At 47.9% G+C, this 20277-nt stretch carries 20 protein-coding genes; 16 read left to right on the forward strand and 4 right to left on the reverse strand.

What is annotated here, in order from left to right:
* Positions 1–3: 3 nt before the first annotated feature.
* The 4 genes from TX85_RS05795 to TX85_RS05810 all read right to left on the reverse strand — a co-directional run bounded on the left by TX85_RS05795 (position 4) and on the right by TX85_RS05810 (position 4174).
* Complete coding sequence (locus TX85_RS05795) at positions 4–246, reverse strand: hypothetical protein (protein WP_044478166.1); 243 nt, start codon at positions 244–246, stop codon at positions 4–6.
* Positions 247–263: 17 nt separating this feature from the next.
* Complete coding sequence (locus TX85_RS05800) at positions 264–1439, reverse strand: Ger(x)C family spore germination protein (RefSeq protein WP_081671650.1); 1176 nt, start codon at positions 1437–1439, stop codon at positions 264–266.
* Positions 1440–1465: 26 nt separating this feature from the next.
* Positions 1466–2920 (reverse strand): spore germination protein, encoded by a 1455-nt coding sequence (locus TX85_RS05805; RefSeq protein WP_316244873.1) that lies wholly within the window; start codon positions 2918–2920, stop codon positions 1466–1468.
* 144 nt (positions 2921–3064) lie between these two features.
* The gene (locus TX85_RS05810; protein ID WP_044478170.1) at positions 3065–4174 is read right to left on the reverse strand and encodes a GerAB/ArcD/ProY family transporter; all 1110 of its coding nucleotides are present in this window, start codon (positions 4172–4174) and stop codon (positions 3065–3067) included.
* Positions 4175–4363: 189 nt separating this feature from the next.
* Here TX85_RS05810 and TX85_RS05815 point away from each other — a divergent pair, with 189 nt between their 5' ends.
* The 16 genes from TX85_RS05815 (at position 4364) to TX85_RS05885 (ending at position 20216) form a co-directional block, all read left to right on the forward strand.
* Positions 4364–5884 (forward strand): spore germination protein, encoded by a 1521-nt coding sequence (locus TX85_RS05815; RefSeq protein ID WP_044478171.1) that lies wholly within the window; start codon positions 4364–4366, stop codon positions 5882–5884.
* Between the two features lie 3 nt (positions 5885–5887).
* A complete protein-coding gene (locus TX85_RS05820) occupies positions 5888–7099 on the forward strand; it encodes a Ger(x)C family spore germination protein (protein ID WP_044478172.1) in 1212 nt (403 codons plus the stop codon).
* A 6-nt stretch (positions 7100–7105) separates the two neighbouring features.
* On the forward strand, positions 7106–7339 hold the full coding sequence (locus TX85_RS05825) for a hypothetical protein (RefSeq protein ID WP_049894817.1): 234 nt from the start codon (positions 7106–7108) through the stop codon (positions 7337–7339).
* 324 nt (positions 7340–7663) lie between these two features.
* Positions 7664–8962: an alpha/beta hydrolase family protein gene (locus tag TX85_RS05830; protein WP_233500623.1), complete on the forward strand. Its 1299-nt coding sequence runs from the start codon at positions 7664–7666 to the stop codon at positions 8960–8962.
* Positions 8963–9465: 503 nt separating this feature from the next.
* Positions 9466–10116 (forward strand): hypothetical protein, encoded by a 651-nt coding sequence (locus TX85_RS05835; protein ID WP_148444334.1) that lies wholly within the window; start codon positions 9466–9468, stop codon positions 10114–10116.
* A 208-nt stretch (positions 10117–10324) separates the two neighbouring features.
* Entirely contained in the window at positions 10325–12184 is a 1860-nt protein-coding gene (locus TX85_RS05840; RefSeq protein WP_233500624.1) for an AraC family transcriptional regulator, read from the forward strand.
* 73 nt (positions 12185–12257) lie between these two features.
* Positions 12258–13235 carry a ferric iron reductase gene (locus TX85_RS05845; RefSeq protein ID WP_222860699.1) on the forward strand — a complete coding sequence of 326 codons (978 nt, stop codon included), beginning with the start codon at positions 12258–12260 and terminating at the stop codon, positions 13233–13235.
* 94 nt (positions 13236–13329) lie between these two features.
* A complete protein-coding gene (locus TX85_RS05850) occupies positions 13330–14349 on the forward strand; it encodes an ABC transporter substrate-binding protein (RefSeq protein WP_101781122.1) in 1020 nt (339 codons plus the stop codon).
* 22 nt (positions 14350–14371) lie between these two features.
* The gene (locus TX85_RS27925; protein WP_262362616.1) at positions 14372–14494 is read left to right on the forward strand and encodes a hypothetical protein; all 123 of its coding nucleotides are present in this window, start codon (positions 14372–14374) and stop codon (positions 14492–14494) included.
* Entirely contained in the window at positions 14475–15521 is a 1047-nt protein-coding gene (locus tag TX85_RS05855; protein WP_044478176.1) for a FecCD family ABC transporter permease, read from the forward strand. The genes TX85_RS27925 and TX85_RS05855 overlap by 20 nt, the downstream gene beginning before the upstream one ends.
* Positions 15496–16545, forward strand: coding sequence for a FecCD family ABC transporter permease (locus TX85_RS05860; RefSeq protein ID WP_049894819.1), 1050 nt, complete (start codon positions 15496–15498; stop codon positions 16543–16545). Before TX85_RS05855 ends, TX85_RS05860 begins: the two co-directional genes overlap by 26 nt.
* A 221-nt stretch (positions 16546–16766) precedes the next feature.
* On the forward strand, positions 16767–17522 hold the full coding sequence (locus tag TX85_RS05865) for a GNAT family N-acetyltransferase (RefSeq protein ID WP_044478177.1): 756 nt from the start codon (positions 16767–16769) through the stop codon (positions 17520–17522).
* A 203-nt stretch (positions 17523–17725) separates the two neighbouring features.
* Positions 17726–18205: a GNAT family N-acetyltransferase gene (locus TX85_RS05870; protein ID WP_044478178.1), complete on the forward strand. Its 480-nt coding sequence runs from the start codon at positions 17726–17728 to the stop codon at positions 18203–18205.
* 315 nt (positions 18206–18520) lie between these two features.
* Positions 18521–19174 carry a nucleoside/nucleotide kinase family protein gene (locus tag TX85_RS25270; RefSeq protein WP_049894820.1) on the forward strand — a complete coding sequence of 218 codons (654 nt, stop codon included), beginning with the start codon at positions 18521–18523 and terminating at the stop codon, positions 19172–19174.
* A gap of 196 nt (positions 19175–19370) precedes the next feature.
* The gene (locus TX85_RS05880) at positions 19371–19544 is read left to right on the forward strand and encodes a hypothetical protein (protein ID WP_222860700.1); all 174 of its coding nucleotides are present in this window, start codon (positions 19371–19373) and stop codon (positions 19542–19544) included.
* 99 nt (positions 19545–19643) lie between these two features.
* On the forward strand, positions 19644–20216 hold the full coding sequence (locus TX85_RS05885; protein WP_233500625.1) for a hypothetical protein: 573 nt from the start codon (positions 19644–19646) through the stop codon (positions 20214–20216).
* The last annotated feature ends 61 nt before the right edge of the window (positions 20217–20277 follow it).

Below are 20277 nucleotides of genomic sequence, written 5' to 3' on the forward strand. Positions count from 1 at the left end.
TTTCTAAGACTGTACGTCCAAATACTCGACAATCCGATGCCCCCAATCTTTATACAGCCATGCTGCAAGGGTATGAAGAATCGGCATTCCAAATCCTCCAATATACTCAATCCCAAGATAAATGGAGACAATAACGGTCACTCCATAGGCGATCTTGTCGCGAAGCACCATTTTCTTTATTGTGGCAAGATTATAGAACGTCATTAACAAATAACTCGAAATCACAACGATCATTTTTTCGGCCATTCGTGTGAGCTCCTTTGCTACTTATCCTGAGAAAGCGGTTTTGGCGTGGCGGTTCCGCTATTTTTGATTTCAACGTTTGCTTTAATGTCGATTTGAGTCTCAGCAAAGCGCGCTTCCCAATTCTTCTTCCACCGTTTCCATAGGGCTGGATCTTTACGATAAATCCGGTCTCCTAATCCAATCAGGTCCAATTTCTTATGTTTCATTCGGTTAAAAGTTTCTCTTAAAGATTCTTCAACGGTCCGTGCTGCCGCTTCCGTGAATTTTTTTTCATCTTCCGGAGTTTTTAATTTTGTGCACTTCATCTCTCCAAGAGCTCCCGAGATTTGAACGAATACTTGAAGATGGACGGCTTCATCTTCAATATGTGGTTTTAGTCTGGAATGGAAAGATAAGACTTCCAGAGAATTGTCATTATCACCGCTCGAATCGCTCTGAGTTTCGCACGGAACGCGGATAATTCCACCCTTGTATTTATTAAGCAGCATATGAATCGATCGGGAATCTTGAGAAGAAACGGTCCCCTGCCATTTTCCTTTTTTTAGGACGGCCATTCCGTCAGCTACTAGCTCTTCTCCTTTTTTTTCGTCTTTTGTGATATAAGGAACTAACGAAATCCCCGTCTGGCTGCGAAGACCAAGGAAGAGATCAAGTAAAGAAGTGTCGGTCGTCTTGTGATTGAACCGGTTGGAATATTTGGTGATCTGCAATAACTGTTGACTTACCGTTTTTTCGATTAAAGGCTTCATTTCCAAATATTGCGATGCTTTCCCGCGGGTAATAAAAAACGAAGAACTAAGTCTAGCCTCATGATCCCGATAAAAGAAATCTAAAATCTCACCGATCGGATAAACTTGCACTAATTGATCTTCGACAATGATGGCCTGCAAATGGCTCCATTGTGCTTTGCGTCCGGTATGAAGGATAATATCCCGAATCCCGTCAAACATCGTTTCGCCCTTTGTTTGCACATTGACATAGGAAATTGCGCCACCGCCTTCCGTTCCCGGCGAACCGCCGGAATGCACCGGCTTGTAGATTTGCACGGTAAGATCAACCATTCCGTTATCGGCTTTGTCGACAGCAAGTCCTAAGATAAAGGAACGATCCGTAAGTTCTGCCTTGTCCCAGCAACCCGGCAGCAATAGAAGGCAGACCATCAGACAGCCGGCAACCGCGATTCTTCGCATCATAAGCCTTCTTTCGAGAAAATTGCCCGTTATTTTTTGGATCCGAATATTTCCTTGCTGCGTGGTGAACGGAGTAACATTTTTAATGGGGCGCGAATGATCGTATCCAACAGTTGCTTAGGTTGAAGAGGCGCTAAAGGGGTTAGATACGGCTGGCCGAGGGATCTGAGACCCGTTAAATGCAGCAAGAGCCAGAGTAAACCGATCATCAGACCGAATCCGCCCAGAATCGTGCTTAAAATCATGAGCGGAATCTTGATAATTCTTAAAGCGGTAGCCATGTTGTATTGAGGAATGGCAAAAGAAGCGATTCCGGTTAAGGCAACGACCACGACCATCGTCGGAGAAGCAATACCCGCGGATATGGCTGCTTCACCAATAACGAGAGCGCCGACAATACTTATCGTGGCACCAATCTGTCTTGGTAAGCGCGCTCCGGCTTCCCGAAGAAGCTCAAAGAAAAATTCCATGATAGCGGCTTCAATAAATGCAGGGAAGGGAATTCCCTCGCGCGCATTCATGATGGCAAGCAAAAGGACGGTAGGAATCAATTCCGGATGAAAAGTCGTTAGTGCAATATAGATACTGGGCAAGCTTAAAGCAATAAAAAAAGCAATGATCCTCATTAAGCGAATTAGAGAGGAAATGATGCTTCTTTGGTAAAAGTCTTCCGAGGATTGATACATTTCCGTAAAAAGCCCCGGACATATCAAAATCGAACCTGTGCCTTCGACAAGCACGATGATTTTGCCGTCCAGCAAAGCCGCCGCGGCGGTATCCGGCCGTTCTGTATAGCGGTATTGAGGGAATGGAGAATACGTCGAATCCTCAACCCACTCTTCAATAAAAGAGGTATCAAGCACATTAACCTGCTTCATTCCGGAGACCCGCTTTTTTAACTCAGCCAAAACCTCCATGTTAACTGTATTTATCAAATAAGCGATCGCAACTTCCGTTTTGGTGTCCGCCCCAAACGTAAACCTTTCCAATTTTAAATTAGGCGTTTTTAGCCGCTGCCGTAGCATACCGATATTCTTTTGCAGATTTTCGACCGTACTCTCGCGCGGACCATGAACTACGGATTCCGAAACGGGTTCGGTTACTTGCCTGGTGATTAGCGAAGCAATTTTGTAAGACAAAGCCTGATCCCAGTCATTTAAGAAGATAACAAGATGCCCTGTAACAATATCATCAATGACTTCATGCAGATCGCTTACAAGCTTGGCAGAATGCGAGGAAACACCGTGGTTGCTGAAAAAGCGAATGACATCTTCGGGAATGACGGAAATTGCCGGACCTACTTCGTGGGGGACAAGGTCTTGAAGCGATGCTTTCATATAATTTAATGTCTTATTTTCGCTTAATGATTCGAAATAAGCGGAAAATGCTTTGTGTCGAAGCTCCGGTCCAAAGTGCCACTGAAAAACGGAAAAATCACCGCAATATTCAAAACGCGTTTCGAGCCACTTTAAATTAAATTCCAATTCGGGTGAAATCGGCTGGGTATCCGTTTCTGAGCGGGCACCCTCAAAGCTCGTTTGGCTCATGCTGCTAACCTCCGGAAGTGAGAACTACGCAAAATTATTTCCAGCCCAAAGGGGATTCATTCATGTTAATTAGATGACGAATCAACCGCTGCTCGTGCGGATTTTGGATTTCCTGACATAATAAACGATTATCAGCAGCAGAGGGATCGCAAAAGAAACGGTAAAATCCCAATCTACCCAGGTGGATGGGATTTTTTTCATATAAAAGACAATATCCTTCGATACCAGCTGCGAAAGTCCAAACACGAGAAAACCAACCGGGAATATCAAGGAACGGAAGCTTTTCAGGTTAAACAGTTGGGCGGAACCAAGCGTAAAGGCATAGAAATACAGGGCGGTTTTGAAAAAGGTGGTGATGACCCACACAATGGCCATTAGGGCTTCGATTCGCTGCAGAAAATTGCCGATATTGATTTTTTGGGCCAGAATATAGGCGGCGTAAAATTGATGCTCGGGTAGATAAGCCCCCAAAACGGTTATGGAAAGAAACAAAATCAGATTCAGGACGGCCGCTCCGATAATCAAGATGAGAAAGATATCCCGGTTGGTATGTTTGCTCTTTTTAACGTACGGGTACACCATTAGAAATACGATCATCTCGCCAAACGGATAACTGATGCCAAACAACACGGAGTGCAGCAATTTGGGCAAAGGCGTATGCATGATCGGGAACAGATTTTCCAGTTGGATCTGCGGAAGCAGCAGAATCATCAATGAAGCGAAAAACAGAATAAACAGCGGCAAAAATATTTCAGCGGCCCTGGCAAGCGTCTCGAGACCAAGGCGGAGGCCGTATATCACCAGGAACAGGGTCATGAAGCGAAAAACGGCGCCTGGAGTCTTTTCAAAAATTTGCGTACACATGAAATCCTCGATTTCACGAATGTAGATGGCTGTTGCTATTAGAAAGAAAATCAAATAGAACAGGCATACTGCGGTCCCGACCCATTTTCCTAATATTTTGTTAATTTTTTCGATGAGGTTCATCTGTGGATAAAAATAATGTAATTTAAGCGGAATCAGGATGCCGGCAAGCCCCAGCGGCAAGCTAATTAAACCGGCTATCCAGGCATCCTGATGCGAATCGGCTACCATGGTTAAGGGATAAATCAGCGCCATGTCGCCGACAAACACAAACAGGGCAAGCACAATCAGTTGTCTTGAAGATAAGCGTCCTTTTTCCAAGCTCATGTCCTATCATCCTTCCTCCTATAGCCTACTTTCCGACCCCGGTACGCGAATTTAAGCGCCAGTCTGTGCTAGTATGCCGGTAATGAATTGACAGTATGCTCCCGTTCTGGATTTTTTCGGAATAATAATGAGCGAATAGATTAAAATAAGCAAAAAACGCCTATTGGCGGAGAACCCGGGGGAACGAGTGTGGATAACACAATAAAGTTTGAAGGTCAATTATCGGCCTGCTTGCAGGAGAACGAAACCCTGCTGCAACAAGCGCTTGGCGGGAGCACGGATCTGGTGAAAAAGAAACTCATTTTAGGGACAAACCTGGAGATGTCCTTGTTTTTTATCGATGGTCTGGTGGATACCAGCACCCTTCACAATTCCATCCTTTACTCGCTGACCGAGCGGGGATTCTCCGCATTTGATGAACCGGAAAAGATGGATCCTGCTCAGAAACTGCAAATTCTCAAGGATTGCATTCTGATGGCCGGAGATATAACGGAAATCGCCGATTACGACAAGTTGCTTCATGAGCTTTTATCGGGGTGCATCATACTGCTGATGGAGGGAGCAAACACCGCGCTGCGGATCGCCCTACCCGGTTGGGAGGACCGCAATGTCAGCGAACCGAGCTCACAATCGGTTGTACGCGGACCGATGGAGGGGTTTACCGAGCGATTGCGGACCAACACGGCGCTGATTCGGCGGAAAATCAAGGATAGACATCTATGGCTTGAGACGTTTCAAATCGGCAAAGTAACCCAGACCGATGTGGCTATTATGTATCTGGACAACATTGTCAATGCGGAAATCGTGGCTGAAGTAAAACGGCGTCTGGCCAAGATCGACACGGACAGTATTTTGGAAAGCGGCTATATCGAAGAATTCATTCAAGATACGGCCGCTACCCCGTTTCCCACGATCTATAATTCCGACCGGCCCGATACGATCGCGGCGGGAATTTTGGAAGGAAAAGTGGCCATCCTGGTGGACGGGACGCCGTTTGTTCTGCTTGTTCCTTCCTTCTTTTTGAATTTCTTTCAATCCGCCGAAGATTATTATCAGCGGGCGGATATTGCCACTTTGCTGAGATTCATCCGTTTTTTGGCCTTATTTATCGCGATGCTGGCTCCGGCGCTCTATGTGGCCATTACTACGTATCACCAGGAAATGATTCCGACCACCCTCGTGATCAGCCTGGCCGCTCAAAGGGAGGCAGTTCCTTTTCCGGCTTTTGTCGAAGCGATGCTCATGGAGGTCATCTATGAAGTTTTACGCGAGGCAGGCGTAAGAATACCGAAGAATATCGGCCAGGCCATTTCCATTGTGGGGACCCTGGTTATTGGACAAGCTGCCGTAGAGGCGGGTTTTATCTCATCCGCCATGGTCATCATTGTGTCTGTGACGGCGATCTCCAGTTTTGTGATTCCGGAGACGGGAATGTCCATCGCCGTCCGGATCATCCGCTTTGCCCTCATGGGGCTGGCGGCGTTTATGGGATTGTTCGGCATTTTGTTCGGACTTTTCATCATCGTGCTGCATTTGGCCGGGCTACGCTCATTCGGAATGCCTTATATGAGTCCGATCGGACCTTATATTCAAAGCGATTTGAAGGATTCCGTTTTCCGTTTTCCTTGGCCGAAGTTAACAACGAGACCTAAGCAAACGGAGCCGGACGACGTGATCCGGCAAGGACAAACCGAGCGAGAGGAGTCGTAAGCCATGATGAAAACGTTGAAATCAACGCTATGCGGGTTCATGCTGATCCTTTTGCTGCCTGCCTTGCTTAGCGGATGCTGGGAAAGAAGAGAGCTCAATGAGCTGGCTTTTGTCCTGGGGTACGGATTAGATAAGGAGGGAGACCAATATAAAGTAACGATGCAGGTGGTCGTTCCTGCGGAAATCGCAACAACCACCTCAAAGGGAGGTGGAACACCGGTCACCGTTTACGAATTTAAAGTCCCAACCGTTTTTGAAGCGCTGCATAAATTTACCTTAATGAGCTCCAGGTCCAGTTACTTGGGGCATATCCGCGTGTTGGTGCTCGGTGAGGAGTTGGCCCGTGCCGGCATTGGCCCGGTGCTGGATGTCATTACAAGAAGCCGCGAGCCGCGGACGGACTTCTTCATCATCGTTGCGCGGGATGCCAAGGCCTCCCAGGTGCTACGGATATTGACGCCGCTGGACAAATTGCCGGCCAACCGGCTGTTTTATTCCTTGCAGACCTCGTCCGAGAGTACGGCCAGAACGTCACCCGTCACGATCGATAAATTGATTGCCCGTCTGGTAGCTGAGGGGAGAAACGTTGCATTGTCAAGCGTAGAGATTGTTGGAGACCGTTCCGTGAACGGGTCCGTCAAAAATCTGGAAAGCACGGTGCCCAAAGCAAGTTTGAAGATTCACGGCCTCGCTGTATTCAAGAAGGATAAGCTGATCGGATGGCTCAATGAAGAGGAAACGATTGGCTATAACTATATTATGGGTGAAGTTAAATCAAGTGCGGGCCCGGTGAAAGGAGAGGATGGAAAACCCATCGTGATGGAAGCGCTCCGGACTTCAACCAAACGTAAGGTCAAAATCATCGATGGGGAGCCGAATATTTACATTTCCGTACGCGCCACCGTTAATATTCAGGCTTCGCAGAGCACGGATAAGCTGGATGACGATCAGGTGATCCGGGAATTGGAGAAAAAGGCGGAAGAACGGATCATTTATCTCATGGAAAATGCGGCCGATCAAATTATTGAAAAATACAACTCCGATATTCTGGGGTTTGGCCAACTGATTTACCAATCCCATCCGAAGGTGTGGGAGAAGCTGAAGGAACAGAAGGAAAATTACCTGAAAACGCTGCCCGTTCATTATCAGGCTTCCGTGCATATCAACCGGATTGGGCTTATTGATAAATCATTTCAGGGTGACATAAAGGAGTGAGGCCGAATGGCAAACATGCTGGTCGTTCTGCTGGTTGCCGCATGCTGTATAGCTTTTGACCTGCCGTCCTTGCTTCGCTCCCGTCAATTCGGCCAACTTGCCGTGTTCATCTTGCTCTGGTTGGCCGGGATTGCGGCGACGTTATGCACTGTATTCAAGGTGCAGGTCCCCAGCCCGCTCTATTTGATCATTTGGTTATATACGCCCGTCAATGATTTTTTTCAGCGAATCGTGGGATAGTTACCGAAGAAGCTCGGATTACAAACGACCCAGCCTAAGATAAGAGATATCTAGGGCTGGGTCGTTTCGTGAATACAAGCAACGTTATCTGAAACCGGCGAGGAATATTTTTGCAACCAATCAAACCACACATTCGTTAGTATAAGACTACCAACATCTTATATAAGGGAGAAAATCATGAGAACTTTCGAAATATTATTAACTCTTCTGTCTTTTATCATACTGTTTCAGCAAAAAATCCCGAGAAAGATTGCGGCAGCAGCCGGAATTGCGAGCATTAGCGTATTGGCGGGACAGCTTTTTTTTGAGGGGGACAGATGGCAAATGGTTTTGATTTATCTGATCTCCGTCGCCCTCGCCTTTATCGCGATCTTCGGAAAAAGGCTTCATATCAGGATGTGGAAGCCGTTGAAATATGGCTTGTATGTTCTAACATTTGCCATGCTGGCGGTCTCCGTCTTCCTGTCTGTATATCTGCCCGTTTTCGATTTGCCTAAGCCTGACGGCGCTTATTCGGTCGGGACGAAGACGTTTCATTTGACCGACTACGGCAGAGAAGAAACGCTGACAAAAAATCCGCATGATAAAAGAGAACTGATGGTCCAAGTATGGTACCCCGCACAAGGTTTGAATGGACAGAAACAGGCACCTCTCTTTCCCGAAGACGCAAGGACATTTCACGAATATATCGAGAGGTTCGCAGATGGATTCGGCCTTCCCGCGTTTGCTTTGGACTATTGGCGCTACATCAAAACCAACTCATACGAAAACGCCACGATTTCATCAGCTGAAGCTCGATATCCAGTCGTCGTAATCAGCCACGGCTTCGGAACAAGCCGGCTGCTGCACGCTTCCCAAGCCGAGCATCTGGCAAGCCATGGATTTGTCGCAGTGGCGATCGATCATACTTACAGCACAATGGCAACGGCTTTTCTAGACGGACGGGTGACAGGCTTAACAACCGAGCAATATATGAACGGGGTTTCCGAAAACAGCAGCAAGCTCGGGAACATTTGGACACAGGACGCCGGCTTTGTCATCAACCAGTTGGATCAGTTGAATCGTGATGCCTTTGAGGGAAAACTCGAAATGGACAACATCGGGATGATGGGTCACTCATTCGGCGGTGCCACGGCGTTTAACGCCGCATATTCAAATCACAGAATTAAAGCCGGAATCAACATGGACGGCTCACTGTACAATGTCGACGGCAAGCAGGCAATTTCAAAACCGTTTCTGTTCATAGAATCGAGCAGCTTTATGAACATCAAAAACAAGGCGCTCAGCGGAAAGATTTCTGATGAAGAAATCAAAAATTCGGGTTTAACGAAAGAAGAATTCAACAAGATGATTGAGGAACTAAAGAAGGAATACAAAATCATAGATCAAGCATCAATGGTGTATATTGAAGGTACGGAGCATTACAACTTCACCGACTTGCAGCTTTATTCAAAACTTTTGAAGCAGCTCGGCATGACGGGCGACATTGACGGCGAACGAAGCGCAGATATCGTGAACCTGTACGTTTTGGATTTTTTCAACAAGCATTTAAAAGAAACCGGCGGCGGCTTGATCAGCAAGCCGAATCAGTCATATCCGGAGGTGGAGTTTCCGAAGGAATAAACCGAAAACTACAGAAAGGGTGCTGGCGGCGGCACCCTCTTTGTCTCATTAACATATACACCATGGATTGCAAGAACTAAATATTTTTTGTTCTGGTATGATACATAGACGCCGTTTCACTGAATGGGCGCTAAACTCGACATATCGAACTGTGCAGCTTGTAACTCCGCTTCATGCGTGGCGTCGCTAATATTAGCGGGAGGTTAGTTACAAATGTTGTCACACTCTGGACCGGAAGTAGTGTTTGGACAAAAGATAATCGCGAAAGTTTTTCTGCCTATTTTTAAAACTCAAACGTATGACAGGGACATTGAATGCCTTTAATCTTGGCTGCATGGCAGTAGCAGGAAACCATGATTCGGGTGCCGCCAGCTCGAAAAGGTTCATTCTCCAAGGTGAGATTTTAAAAGACTGATATACATAGAGAGAAAAGTAGCTAGAGAAAGTCGTTGACCTCAGTTAGCACGATATTCACAGAGATGCTTTTACCCCCGGGTTATCAGATGAAAAATCATGGAAGAAGCGCAGATAACAAACGCTCCAGCCTAAGGCAAAAGCTATCTAAGGCTAGGGCATTTCGTAAATACGAAAATGCTGAATCCAATAAAATCCAGACAAGAAAGAGGAACCTCATGTATAAAGTTTTTAAAGTCATATGTTTTTCTGTCCTTTTGGTATTAATGAGCGGATGTGGACATGATACACTCCAAGATGCAGTCCAAGCTAAATGGAAATCACCAGTTTTTGTGAAGAACATCGATCAAGAAAATCAATTAGTAATTTACTTGGATCAGACGAAGTATGTCTTTGGAGTTTACGAGAAAAAGAATGGGAAATATTTTTACGATAATAGTCAAAGTTCAGGATGGTCAGCAAGCACTAAGGATGGAATCCCATTCTTTGTAAGTGCTGAATACAAAAAGAATATTGGCAATTTCATATGGGGAGCAGTCTATACTGACATTCCTATTGAGAAGATATTTATTGAGTATGAGAACGGACTAACACAGGAAACGGTGGCAGTGAATAACACATTTATGCTAGAAATGCCCAGCACCTTCAATAGCACTGAGCCCATAATGTTTATGGGAGAGTTGTATGATGTAACTGCTTACGATAAGAAAGGGAATGAGATTGTAAGCTGGAGAAATTAATTTTTCAGGTCTTATTTAATACGATGACTAAAACATGGCAAAATGATGCTTATTGCTTTTAAGTGGTATGTTATTTTTTCCTTATTCATAATTTATTGTCCTTTCAAATTTACGCAAGAGAAAAGTTGCTCCTGCTTCTTGTCAAAATTATAATAGATTTTAAATAACTTAGACAATGGAGGCGGGAAGAGTGTCGGCAAGGGATCAGATGATACTTTGGGCACAGGCTGATCTGCATATTGCAGATATCCGCTTTGGACGGCTGCAGCCTGGCGAACGGTTCAGCTATCGCGCTCCGGCGGGGCTCTTTCTCATTTCGGCTTCCGGAGAGGCGCGCATTGAAGCAGGGAGCCTGCGGCATAGCTCGTTGGCTGCTCCGGTTGTTCATGCCGGAAAGGGGAGTGAAATGCGGATTGACGCCTCGCCGCAAGGCTACGAGTATTTCCTGTTCTTATATAAAGCGGTGCTGCCAACTGTTCTGCCCGGAGAGCTTGGTGATCCAGAGCAAGCTTTGCGGGACTTCCATTCGTGCTATTTAGTTCCGGCGGGAGCGGAGAGTTACTGGCGCAACATAGCGGGCCAAATCTATCAGCTATGGCAAGAGAAGCACCCGCTGTCACGGCTGGATGCCAAGCAGCAGTTCTATTCCTTCGTGTCATTGCTCCTAAAGGAACTGGAGCAGCGGGAGGGGAGAGCAGAGCAGCCTAAGCAGGCGGAAGCGAATCTGGTCGACACCGCCGTGCGGTATATGGAAGCCCATTACAGTGAGCTATGGACGCTGGCATCCTTAGCGGAACGCCTTGGAACAAGCCCACGGCAGCTGCAAAGGGGGTTCAAAACGCGCTTCGGTCACAGCCCCATGGAGCATTTAATCAGCATTCGGCTGGAGCAGGCCAAGCTGCTGCTAAGTAAGAATGAACTGCCTATCTCCCGGATCGCCGAGGAGGTTGGGTATTCGGATACCTATTATTTCAGCCGCTTGTTCAAAAAATACATGAGTTTGTCGCCCCGCAGCTACAGACAAATAGGGCTGCAGGAGCATAGACCTTCAAATGAAGCCTGTCGGATTTCTCCAACTTTTCCGTCGCAAACGGTCATTGTCCCGTTTGGTGAGGATCGGTATCATCAAGGGGGGAGTGCTTTGCAGGCGTTCCAGGCCTTATTGTCGTTGACCTTGGCATGTACAAGCGGGTTCGCCTACATGGATGCGGCCGGCAAGCTGCTGGTTCCTCATTTGCGGGGTGTGCTTGAGCTTGAACGCCAGCCGCAGCGGATTGCCGTGCTTGACTACCAATATGCCGACCAGCTGCTGGCCCTCGGCATTGTCCCGGTCGGCAGCGCCATGTGCACCATTGAGATCGGCGGATTGCCGGCCGATCTGCAAAAGCCTTTGGGGCGCATTGCGGATCTCGGGAAGAAGGAGCAGCCCGATTTGTGGGCGCTGGCGGCGCTGGAGCCGGATTTGATCGTGTGCACCTCCTTCCAGGAGGAACATTATACCGACATATCCGCGATTGCGCCGACCGTCATGCTGGACCGCAACGAAGACTGGCGACTGTCGCTGCTCCGCTTTGGAGAACTCGTTGGTCGAACCTGGCAGTCGCTGGAGCAGATCGATGCCTATAACGCCAAGCTGGAGGGGCTGCGACGCAGGATTGGCAACGGCCGGATTCGCAACGAAGGCGCTCCGGAGACGGTGGCTCTGATCCGGCCCCGGGATGGCGGAATTCGTCTGCATTCCGAAAGACATCGTACGGCACGGCTGCTGTATGATGATTTGGGCCTTGCCCTGCCGTCGCTTGCTTCGCAACAGCAGGGTACCAGCTCGCTGATTCCGCTGCAGGAGCTCTCTCAACTCAGCGCGGACCGCCTGTTCATATTGACTGACAATACGAATAGAGAGCAGATTCGGCAATGCCAGGAAAGCCAGGTCTGGAGACAGATGAGCGCGGTGCGCGCCGGTCAGGTTCGCCATTTCCATACGGCTCTCTGGACGGGGTATTATGGTCCGCTGGCTATGAGCAGGGTTGTTGACGAAATCGCCGAGGCATTGTTGCCTTCCCGCTAGTGCTTTACCAGTTGGGCCTATTAATTTGCACAATGAAGCTAGGGTGCCGGACGGAGCAAATGAAATCATTTTGTTGCAAGGGGGATATAGCAATGAACGGGGATCAATTTATCAATTCACTACGGGACAGGCGCTTATGAGCCGCCTAGTTACGCTCTCGCCGCAGGAAGCGGCGGAGCTGCAGCAGCAGTTCGGGTTAACCGCCGCTGAGGAGGCCTGTCCTCCGGATGATCCGGAGGCTTCTCTGGCCTACTCGCCATCGGCATCGATCACTGCAGCGGCGCTATTGAAGCTAGAGAGCTGCCTTCTCTACCTTGATGAACTGGCAGCCCGACTTGGCACCGATTCGCGGCCGATCGCCGCTTCGATGCTGGCCAAACGGTACGCGGCCCTGTCCGCTGTGCCGTTTTTCTATGCACTGACCTGCTATGACCGGGCGCTGGAGCTTCCGCTGGAAGCTGTGCAGCTGCGCGTCGGAAAGGGCGCTGGTGTTCCATGGCTGGAGGGGCTTTTAGTGAGCGGGGAGCTGTTTGCTACCAGCCCTGCCGGAAGGATGCGGGAGCCGTGGCGTCTTGAAGCGGCCGAGCGCTACCTCCGCCTTCATCTGACCCCGCTGTGGCAGGCGCTCTCCCGCTATTCGGGCTTGCCGGAGTTAATTCTATGGGAGAACGCGGCAGTGCGCATTTATTCCTTGTATGAAAAAAGATTGCCCGCTGGCAATAAGGCCGCAACAGCCCGTATTGCCGAGGATTTACATTTTCTGCTGAAGGAGCTGCCCGCAGAGCCATTTGGGCAGCGGCGTCAGCCGTTGGCGTTTTTTTACGGAACCGAAGGTAACACAGAAACAGCACCGAAGAGTAAATCGCCGCAGTCCCGGGTGCGGAAGACCTGTTGCTTGTACCATTGCGTATCCGCCAAAGCGGATTACTGCACGGCTTGCCCCAAGGTGGCTCGCCCGGCAAATAGTCGGCAGCTTGCTGCGGAAGCTGGAGAAGTCCGGCAGAGCAAGACGGATACGGCGTCGCAAATATGCAAAAGGGATGACGCATAAGTTCATTTTCAAGCAAGTACCCTCATGCGATAATGATAATCAATATCACTCATGATCAACTATTGATTATAGAGAACTAGGGGGAATCAGGTTCATGCAACATCTCAATAAGGACAAGCAGCACAGAGGTTTTGGGTTAAAAATGCTGTTATTATGGACGACTATGCTGGCGCTGCTGGCTGGCTGCGCGCAAAACGGAGGCAACACGGCTGCGCCGCCGCCGGCAGAGCAAACACCGACAGAGCAGACGGCAGCGCCTGCAAGCACGGATGCAGAACGGACGATCAAGCATGCGATGGGCGAAGAGGTTGTCTCCGGAACGCCGCAGCGGGTCGTTACCCTGTTCCAAGGCGCGACGGATTCGGCGCTGGCGCTTGGTGTTAAGCCGGTAGGCGCTGTGGAGTCGTGGATTGAACAGCCTTGGTACAATTATATCCGCGAGCAAATGGACGGCGTTGTAAATCTGGGCTCGGAGAACCAGCCGAATCTGGAGGAAATTGCTGCGCTTAAGCCGGATATCATTATCGCTTCCAAAACCCGGCATGAAGAAATCTATAGTCAGCTTGAGGCGATTGCTCCGACGGTCATGACCGAAGAGGTGCATATCTGGAAAGATTCACTGACCTTGACGGCTGCGGCATTGAACAAACAGGAAGAAGAAAAGGCGTTCTTGCAGCGTTGGGATAGTGAAGTCGCCGACTTCAAGGAGCAAATGGGCGACAAGCTGAAGCTGGAAGCCGGGATCGTTGATTTCCGCGCCGACCATGCACGCATTGTCTACACAGGCTTCTCCGCGCTGGTGCTGGATGAGCTGGGGATTGCCCGGCCAGCGAAGCAACAAGGCGAGGATTGGGGTGTGAAGCTGGTGTCCAAGGAGAATATTCCGCAAATGGACGCAGACATTATTTTTGACCAAACCAGCACTTCACGGGATGACGGCCGGCTTGATCTGCGCAAAGATTGGACTCAGCACCCGCTCTGGAGCAATATTAAAGCTGTCAAAAACAACCGTGTCTACGAGGTGGATACCGCGATTTGGAACAATGGTTCCGGTCCGTTGGCCGCTGAGGGAATGCTTGAGGATCTCAAAGAAATTTACGGGCTGAATAAATAGAGACTGTTGATTCTTATAGTAGATGCGGCGGCAAGCGCCTGCGGCCTTCCTTGTAGAGGAGCTGCGGCTTGCCGTTTCCGTGTTTTTGGCTCAAGGAGCCATACAAGTCAACAAGAAGGAGGATCATGGTGAAGCCACTTTTTAAACATAATAGCGGCAGACTGCTCGGGCTTCTGGCCGCGCTACTGCTGCTATTGCTCGCCTTCGTCGCCAGCATTGCGCTGGGCACAACATCGATCGCCCCCCTCAAAACGCTGCAGGCACTGATTCGTTACGATCCGACCGACAGCGATCAGATTATTATCGTTACGACACGGCTGCCGCGCGCGATGTTCGCGTTGACTGTCGGCGCTTCGCTGGCGATGGCCGGAGCGATGATGCAGGCGCTGACGCGCAACCCGCTCGCTTCGCCGGGGCTATTCGGCATCAATTCCGGCGCGGTGCTGGCCGTCGTGCTGGCGCTGACGCTATTGCCGCTGACCTCGCTGTCTCAGCTCATCTGGGCTGCTTTTGTCGGCGCAGCCGTGGCCGCGTTGCTGGTATATGTGCTCGGTTCCTTGGGCGGTGGCTTGACGCCGATCCGCTTGATCCTGGCCGGCTCGGCGCTTAGCGCGCTCTTCGGCGCGCTGACCCAGGGCGTGCTGGCGCTGGATGAATCCGGGCTGCAAAATGTGCTGTTCTGGCTGGCCGGCTCCGTTGCGGGCAAAGATATGGACACCTTGCTCCAAGTGCTGCCCTATATGCTGACCGGCGGTGTCCTGGCACTGACGCTGGCCTATTCGTTAACGATTCTCAGCGCCGGTGAGGAAGTGGCCAGAGGTCTCGGGCAGCGCACCTCGCTGGTGAAGACTCTGTCAGCGGTGGCAGTCGTCCTGCTTGCCGGCAGCGCGGTTTCCGCCGCCGGTGCTATCGGCTTCGTAGGGTTGGTTATGCCGCATTTTGCCCGCTATTTTGCCGGCAATGATTACCGGTGGGTCATTCCTTATAGCGCTGTATTCGGGGGGATTCTGCTGCTGCTGGCCGATCTTGCCGCCCGCTTCCCGGTGCAGCCGGGCGAGTTGCCGCTAGGTGTCGTCACCGGCTTGATCGGCATGCCGTTCTTCATCTATATTGCCCGCACCGAGTTCACACAAAGGAGGGGAGAGCATGACGAATCCCGTACCGATGCCTAACCGCAAACTGCCTGCTTCGGCTGCTGCCCGCAAACGAAAGACGCTCACTCTGTTGCTGTTGTTGGCGCTGCTGCTGATCATCTTTGTGCTGAGCGCCTGTCTAGGTAGTAAATGGGAGTCGCCACTGGCGGTGCTGCAGACAATCTTCTTCCGCGGCGGAGATTCCGCCTTTGTCATCGGCATGCTGCGCCTTCCCCGCCTGACGCTGGCGCTGCTAGCCGGCGCGGGACTCAGCCTGGCCGGCACGGTGCTTCAAGGCCTCATCCGCAATCCGCTCGCTTCGCCGGATGTGCTGGGGATGACCGGCGGGGCTTCCGCAGCGGCGGTGGCCTTTATTACCTTCTCCGGCGGAGCAATCAGCATTCGCTGGCTGCCTGTGGCGGCGATGGCCGGGGCACTGCTCGTGTCCGGACTGGTTTATGCGCTGTCCTGGAAAAATGGAGTAGCTCCCGCCCGCCTTGTCCTGATCGGGGTTGGCGTATCCGCAGGCATGGGGTCAGTAACGATGCTGCTACTGGCATTTAGCCCAGTCACCTCTGCCAGCAAGGCTTACATCTGGCTGATCGGCAGCGTTTACGGCGCTTCCTGGCAGCAGGTGCTTACTCTGCTGCCCTGGACGCTGATCTTCGGCGCAATCGCCTGGGCCAATGCTCGCAATTTGAACGTCCATCAACTCGGCGAACAGGTTGCTACCGGTGTTGGCGTAGCTTTACAACGGCAGCGGCTCGGGCTGATGCTCGTTACTGTGGCGCTGGCCGGTTCGGCGGTCGCAGTTGTCGGCGCGGTCGGCTTCATCGGCCTGATCGGACCGCATATTGCGCGGCGGCTGGTCGGCGCTTCCCACGGGGCGCTGCTGCCGGCATCCGCACTTATTGGCGCGTTGCTGCTGTTGCTCGCCGACACGGCCGGGCGCACGTTGTTCCAGCCGCTCGATATTCCGGCCGGTGTGTTCACGGCCGCGATTGGCGCGCCTTTTTTCATCATGCTGCTACTGCGTCAGCGTCGCCAACCCGGCGGTTCGTGAGGGGAAATAAGCCTTCACAAAGTAAAATTGCGATATGTTATTTACGAGAGGGCAGTTGCCAATATTTGCAATTGCCCGTTTTTGTTTATACGAAATTATAATGCCAAGATACCGAACGTTTGTTCTTTTCAAGAATAGTAGATGATGGTACAATAGGAAAGAGAAGGATCATTGAATCTTAGGCATGAATTTAAAATTGCAGAAAGGAAAGGAAAATTTTAATGGATCAACGTCTAATGATCGTCAAGAATAACATTGAACAAAACGGTTGTTACTGTATGAGAAGTATGAAGAATCATTCGGGTTATCTCAAGAAAATAGAATGGACTAAGGCAAACTTTGATCATGGATTAGAATACTTGCAAATCAAAGACGGGAAAAAGACATTGGGTTTTATAGAATATGCCCCTGGAGAATTCTCTTGGAGAGTCATTCATGCGGACAATTATATGGTCATTCACTGTATATGGGTGGGTTCTCCAGGAACAGGATTAGGTTCTCAGCTAGTTCAATTATGTTTGGAAGAAGCCAGACAACGGAAAATGAAAGGTGTAGCTGTATTAACGAATGCTGATACGGGATGGGCGCCTAGTAAAGAGTTATTTATAAAAAACGGCTTTGCTTTTGTTGAAAGTGGGCCTTATTCATTTGAACTATACGTATACTCGTTCGAGGATACCTCATTGCCGTATTTTCCTGCGAATTGGAATGAACGTTTGGCAAGGTTTTCTGAAGGGCTGACGATATTAAGAACAGACCAATGTCCTTATTTAGAAATAGCTACAGATAACCTCATTAAAGCAGCAAATACGGCGAATATTCATCCCCATATTATTCATCTTCAAGATCGGGCACAGATGATGGAGTTATCGCCCACACCTTACGGTGTATTCAATGTTATTTATAACGGGGAGTTAATTGCCTATCATCGAATGACAGAGAGGTCTTTTTTGAAAGCTCTCAAAGAGAATGAGTAAAGGACTTTTATGAGTAATCAAGGAAGCAATCACTTCAGATAACATAATATCCACGCTGCGGGCATACGTCCTTGGTCCGACATGCGCCGAACACCCTGCATACGCTGGGGCGTGAATACAGGAACGATATAAGCAATTGCTTGTAGCCAATATCAATGAAGATAATGTCATAAGTATGTATATGGAGGTAAGAGAAAAAGAAAATGGATATCTCTTTATTTAGATCTGGACTTAATGAAGCCTCAAAAATTCACGAAATGCAAATCAAAGCTTTTATACCATTGTTAAACAAATACCGAGATTATGAAACCAATCCTGCTAATGAACCTTTGGAACGAGTGATTGATCGATTAAAGCAAGCTTATACGGACTATTACATAATACGTAATTCTAACATTTCAGTTGGTGCAATTAGAATTCAAAGAAAAGATAATAATATTTACCGGGTAGGACCTGTATTTATTTTACCCGAATATCAAGGTAAAGGAATTGCGCAAAAAGTATTTTCTATTATCGAAGATAAGTATAACGATGCGAGGTTTTGGGAGTTAGATACTATATTACAAGAGCAGGGGAATTGTTATCTCTATGAAAAACTGGGCTACAGAAGGACAGGAGAAATAAAACAAATTAATGATGAGATGACAATTGTATCCTACGAGAAGCATTTGAAAGGTCTATAAAACCCTATTGTAAGTGGCTCAGGGAGCCAGAAATTTTGATGTTAATAATAAGGAAAACCATTCAAATGGTGTTTACTCTAATCAATCGTTCATACTTTTTAGAGAAGTAGAAGCTGGCGACACATCCAATTGGCTAAGTCAGACGACCCGGTATTTTGTGCCTTAAGCCCTTTGGATTCAGAAATACAAAAACGTTAACTGAAATAAATTGCAGTACTTGAAATCATGAAAACTTATGATATTATATTCAACAATAAGGAGCAGATCTCTGTAATGAGATTTGTTCCTTAATTTTTTTATTAGGAGATGTTATTAGTGAAAAGACCCTTTGTCGTAGTAATTAGCGGTTATTCTGGTTCAGGAAAGAGCACCTTGATCAATGCACTTTCTAATTCTCTCCCGTCATGCGTACCTATGTATTTTGATGACTATGCTTCTAAAGGTGACTTTCCGGAAGACATCAAGTCTTGGGTTGATTACGGTGGAGATCCTAACGTTATTAAAACGCCAGAATTAAAAAAACATATTATTGAGTTGATTAATGGCAACAGCGTAACACTGAATAAAGGTAATGGTTGGGCTAAGGAGTACGGAATTTCTTTTGACCCAGTATCTGTTGAGCTTCATCCGAGTGATTATATAATATTAGAAGAACCTTTCGGCAACTTAAGGGAAGAAGTGAGAGAGTTTGTTGATATGGTCATCTATTTAGATGTGAGACCAGAAATTTCACTTGCAAGAAGAGTTTATGATTTAAATAAATATTTAAAGAATGATCCAGCGACTTTGGTCCATTTGCTGGATCATTTTTTGTCTGATTATTTATATGGTGGTGTTAGGGAGATGTACCATTTAAACGGCATAAGGGTGAAAGAAAATGCTAATTTAGTTGTCGATACAAGCGGCAATCTGGATGAGGTTGCTAGAGTGGTGACCAAGGAAATACAGAAGGCTAGTAAGGCACTTTAATGGTATAATCAGGAAGAGGTGTGCTTCAGGTAACGTACTAACCGGAAGCTATTACACAACCGGGGAATCAGAACAATACGGGAAGTATGAAAGATTAAAAGTGCATCCTACACTTAGGGATATAAAATAGAATTGAAGAGCTTATATTAGGTCACAAAATTTAGACACAAATGGTGGTGTTAATTTGAGTAACCCATTGAGTAAAGAAGACAAGGATTATTTAAAGAAAAAGCACACCAAATACTTCTTATTAGTTAGAGAAATCATAAATGAATTAGATCCCGTTGGTTTAGTTGAGATGGGGGCACCAAAGGATGAACATGATACTTTGACTGGACAAGTACTAGCCTTAATTGTAAATGATGATTGAAACTTTTACGGATTCATAAAAGACTTCGCCTAACTCCCGTATTCACCCTGCGGGCTTAATTGTCCTTGGTCCGCAAGAGGCTTAAATGGATGTATAATCATGAAAGTAGCTCAGACACCAACGCCCCTAGCCTTAGATAAGAGCTATCTAGGGCTGGGGTGTTTCGTGAACACGGAAACGTTATCTGAAACCGTTGCAATTATTAGTACGAAGGGTGATTCGATGAAGTACGAAGATCTTATGGATTTCAAAAACATATTTTTCTTAGGTCTCAATGAACCTAGTTGTAATTCACTGAGCCTCTTTTTTAGCAGAAGTAAAGTAAGTGACATTCCTGAACCACTAATTATTAATGGTAAGAACCTTGGTGATAGTTATTCAGTTAATGTGGATGAAGCCTCTCCTGTCATTCAGATTGATTTTGAAAGTTATATTGGATATTCCGTCTTGAATGAATCATACACGTCATGGGATGAGTATCAAGTTTTTGCAGGGAAATCATTTAGAATATACTCAAAGTCAAGATACCTAGATTTTATTTCTATCGGAACATTTGCATCAGAAGATTATCCAGGACCATTTAAACATTATGGTGTAGTTTGTTATGATCATATAATTGATGTGGTATCAAGTAGTTGTCCAATAATAAAAGAAGCGGAACGCAGCATTTAACCAGCTAAGTCTGACGACCCGGACCTACGGTCTTTAAACTGCTTGAACGTCAGGAATGTCA

Origin of the sequence: Paenibacillus antibioticophila, assembly GCF_000455265.1 — a bacterium.
GTDB classification, from domain to species: Bacteria; Bacillota; Bacilli; order Paenibacillales; family Paenibacillaceae; genus Fontibacillus; species Fontibacillus antibioticophila.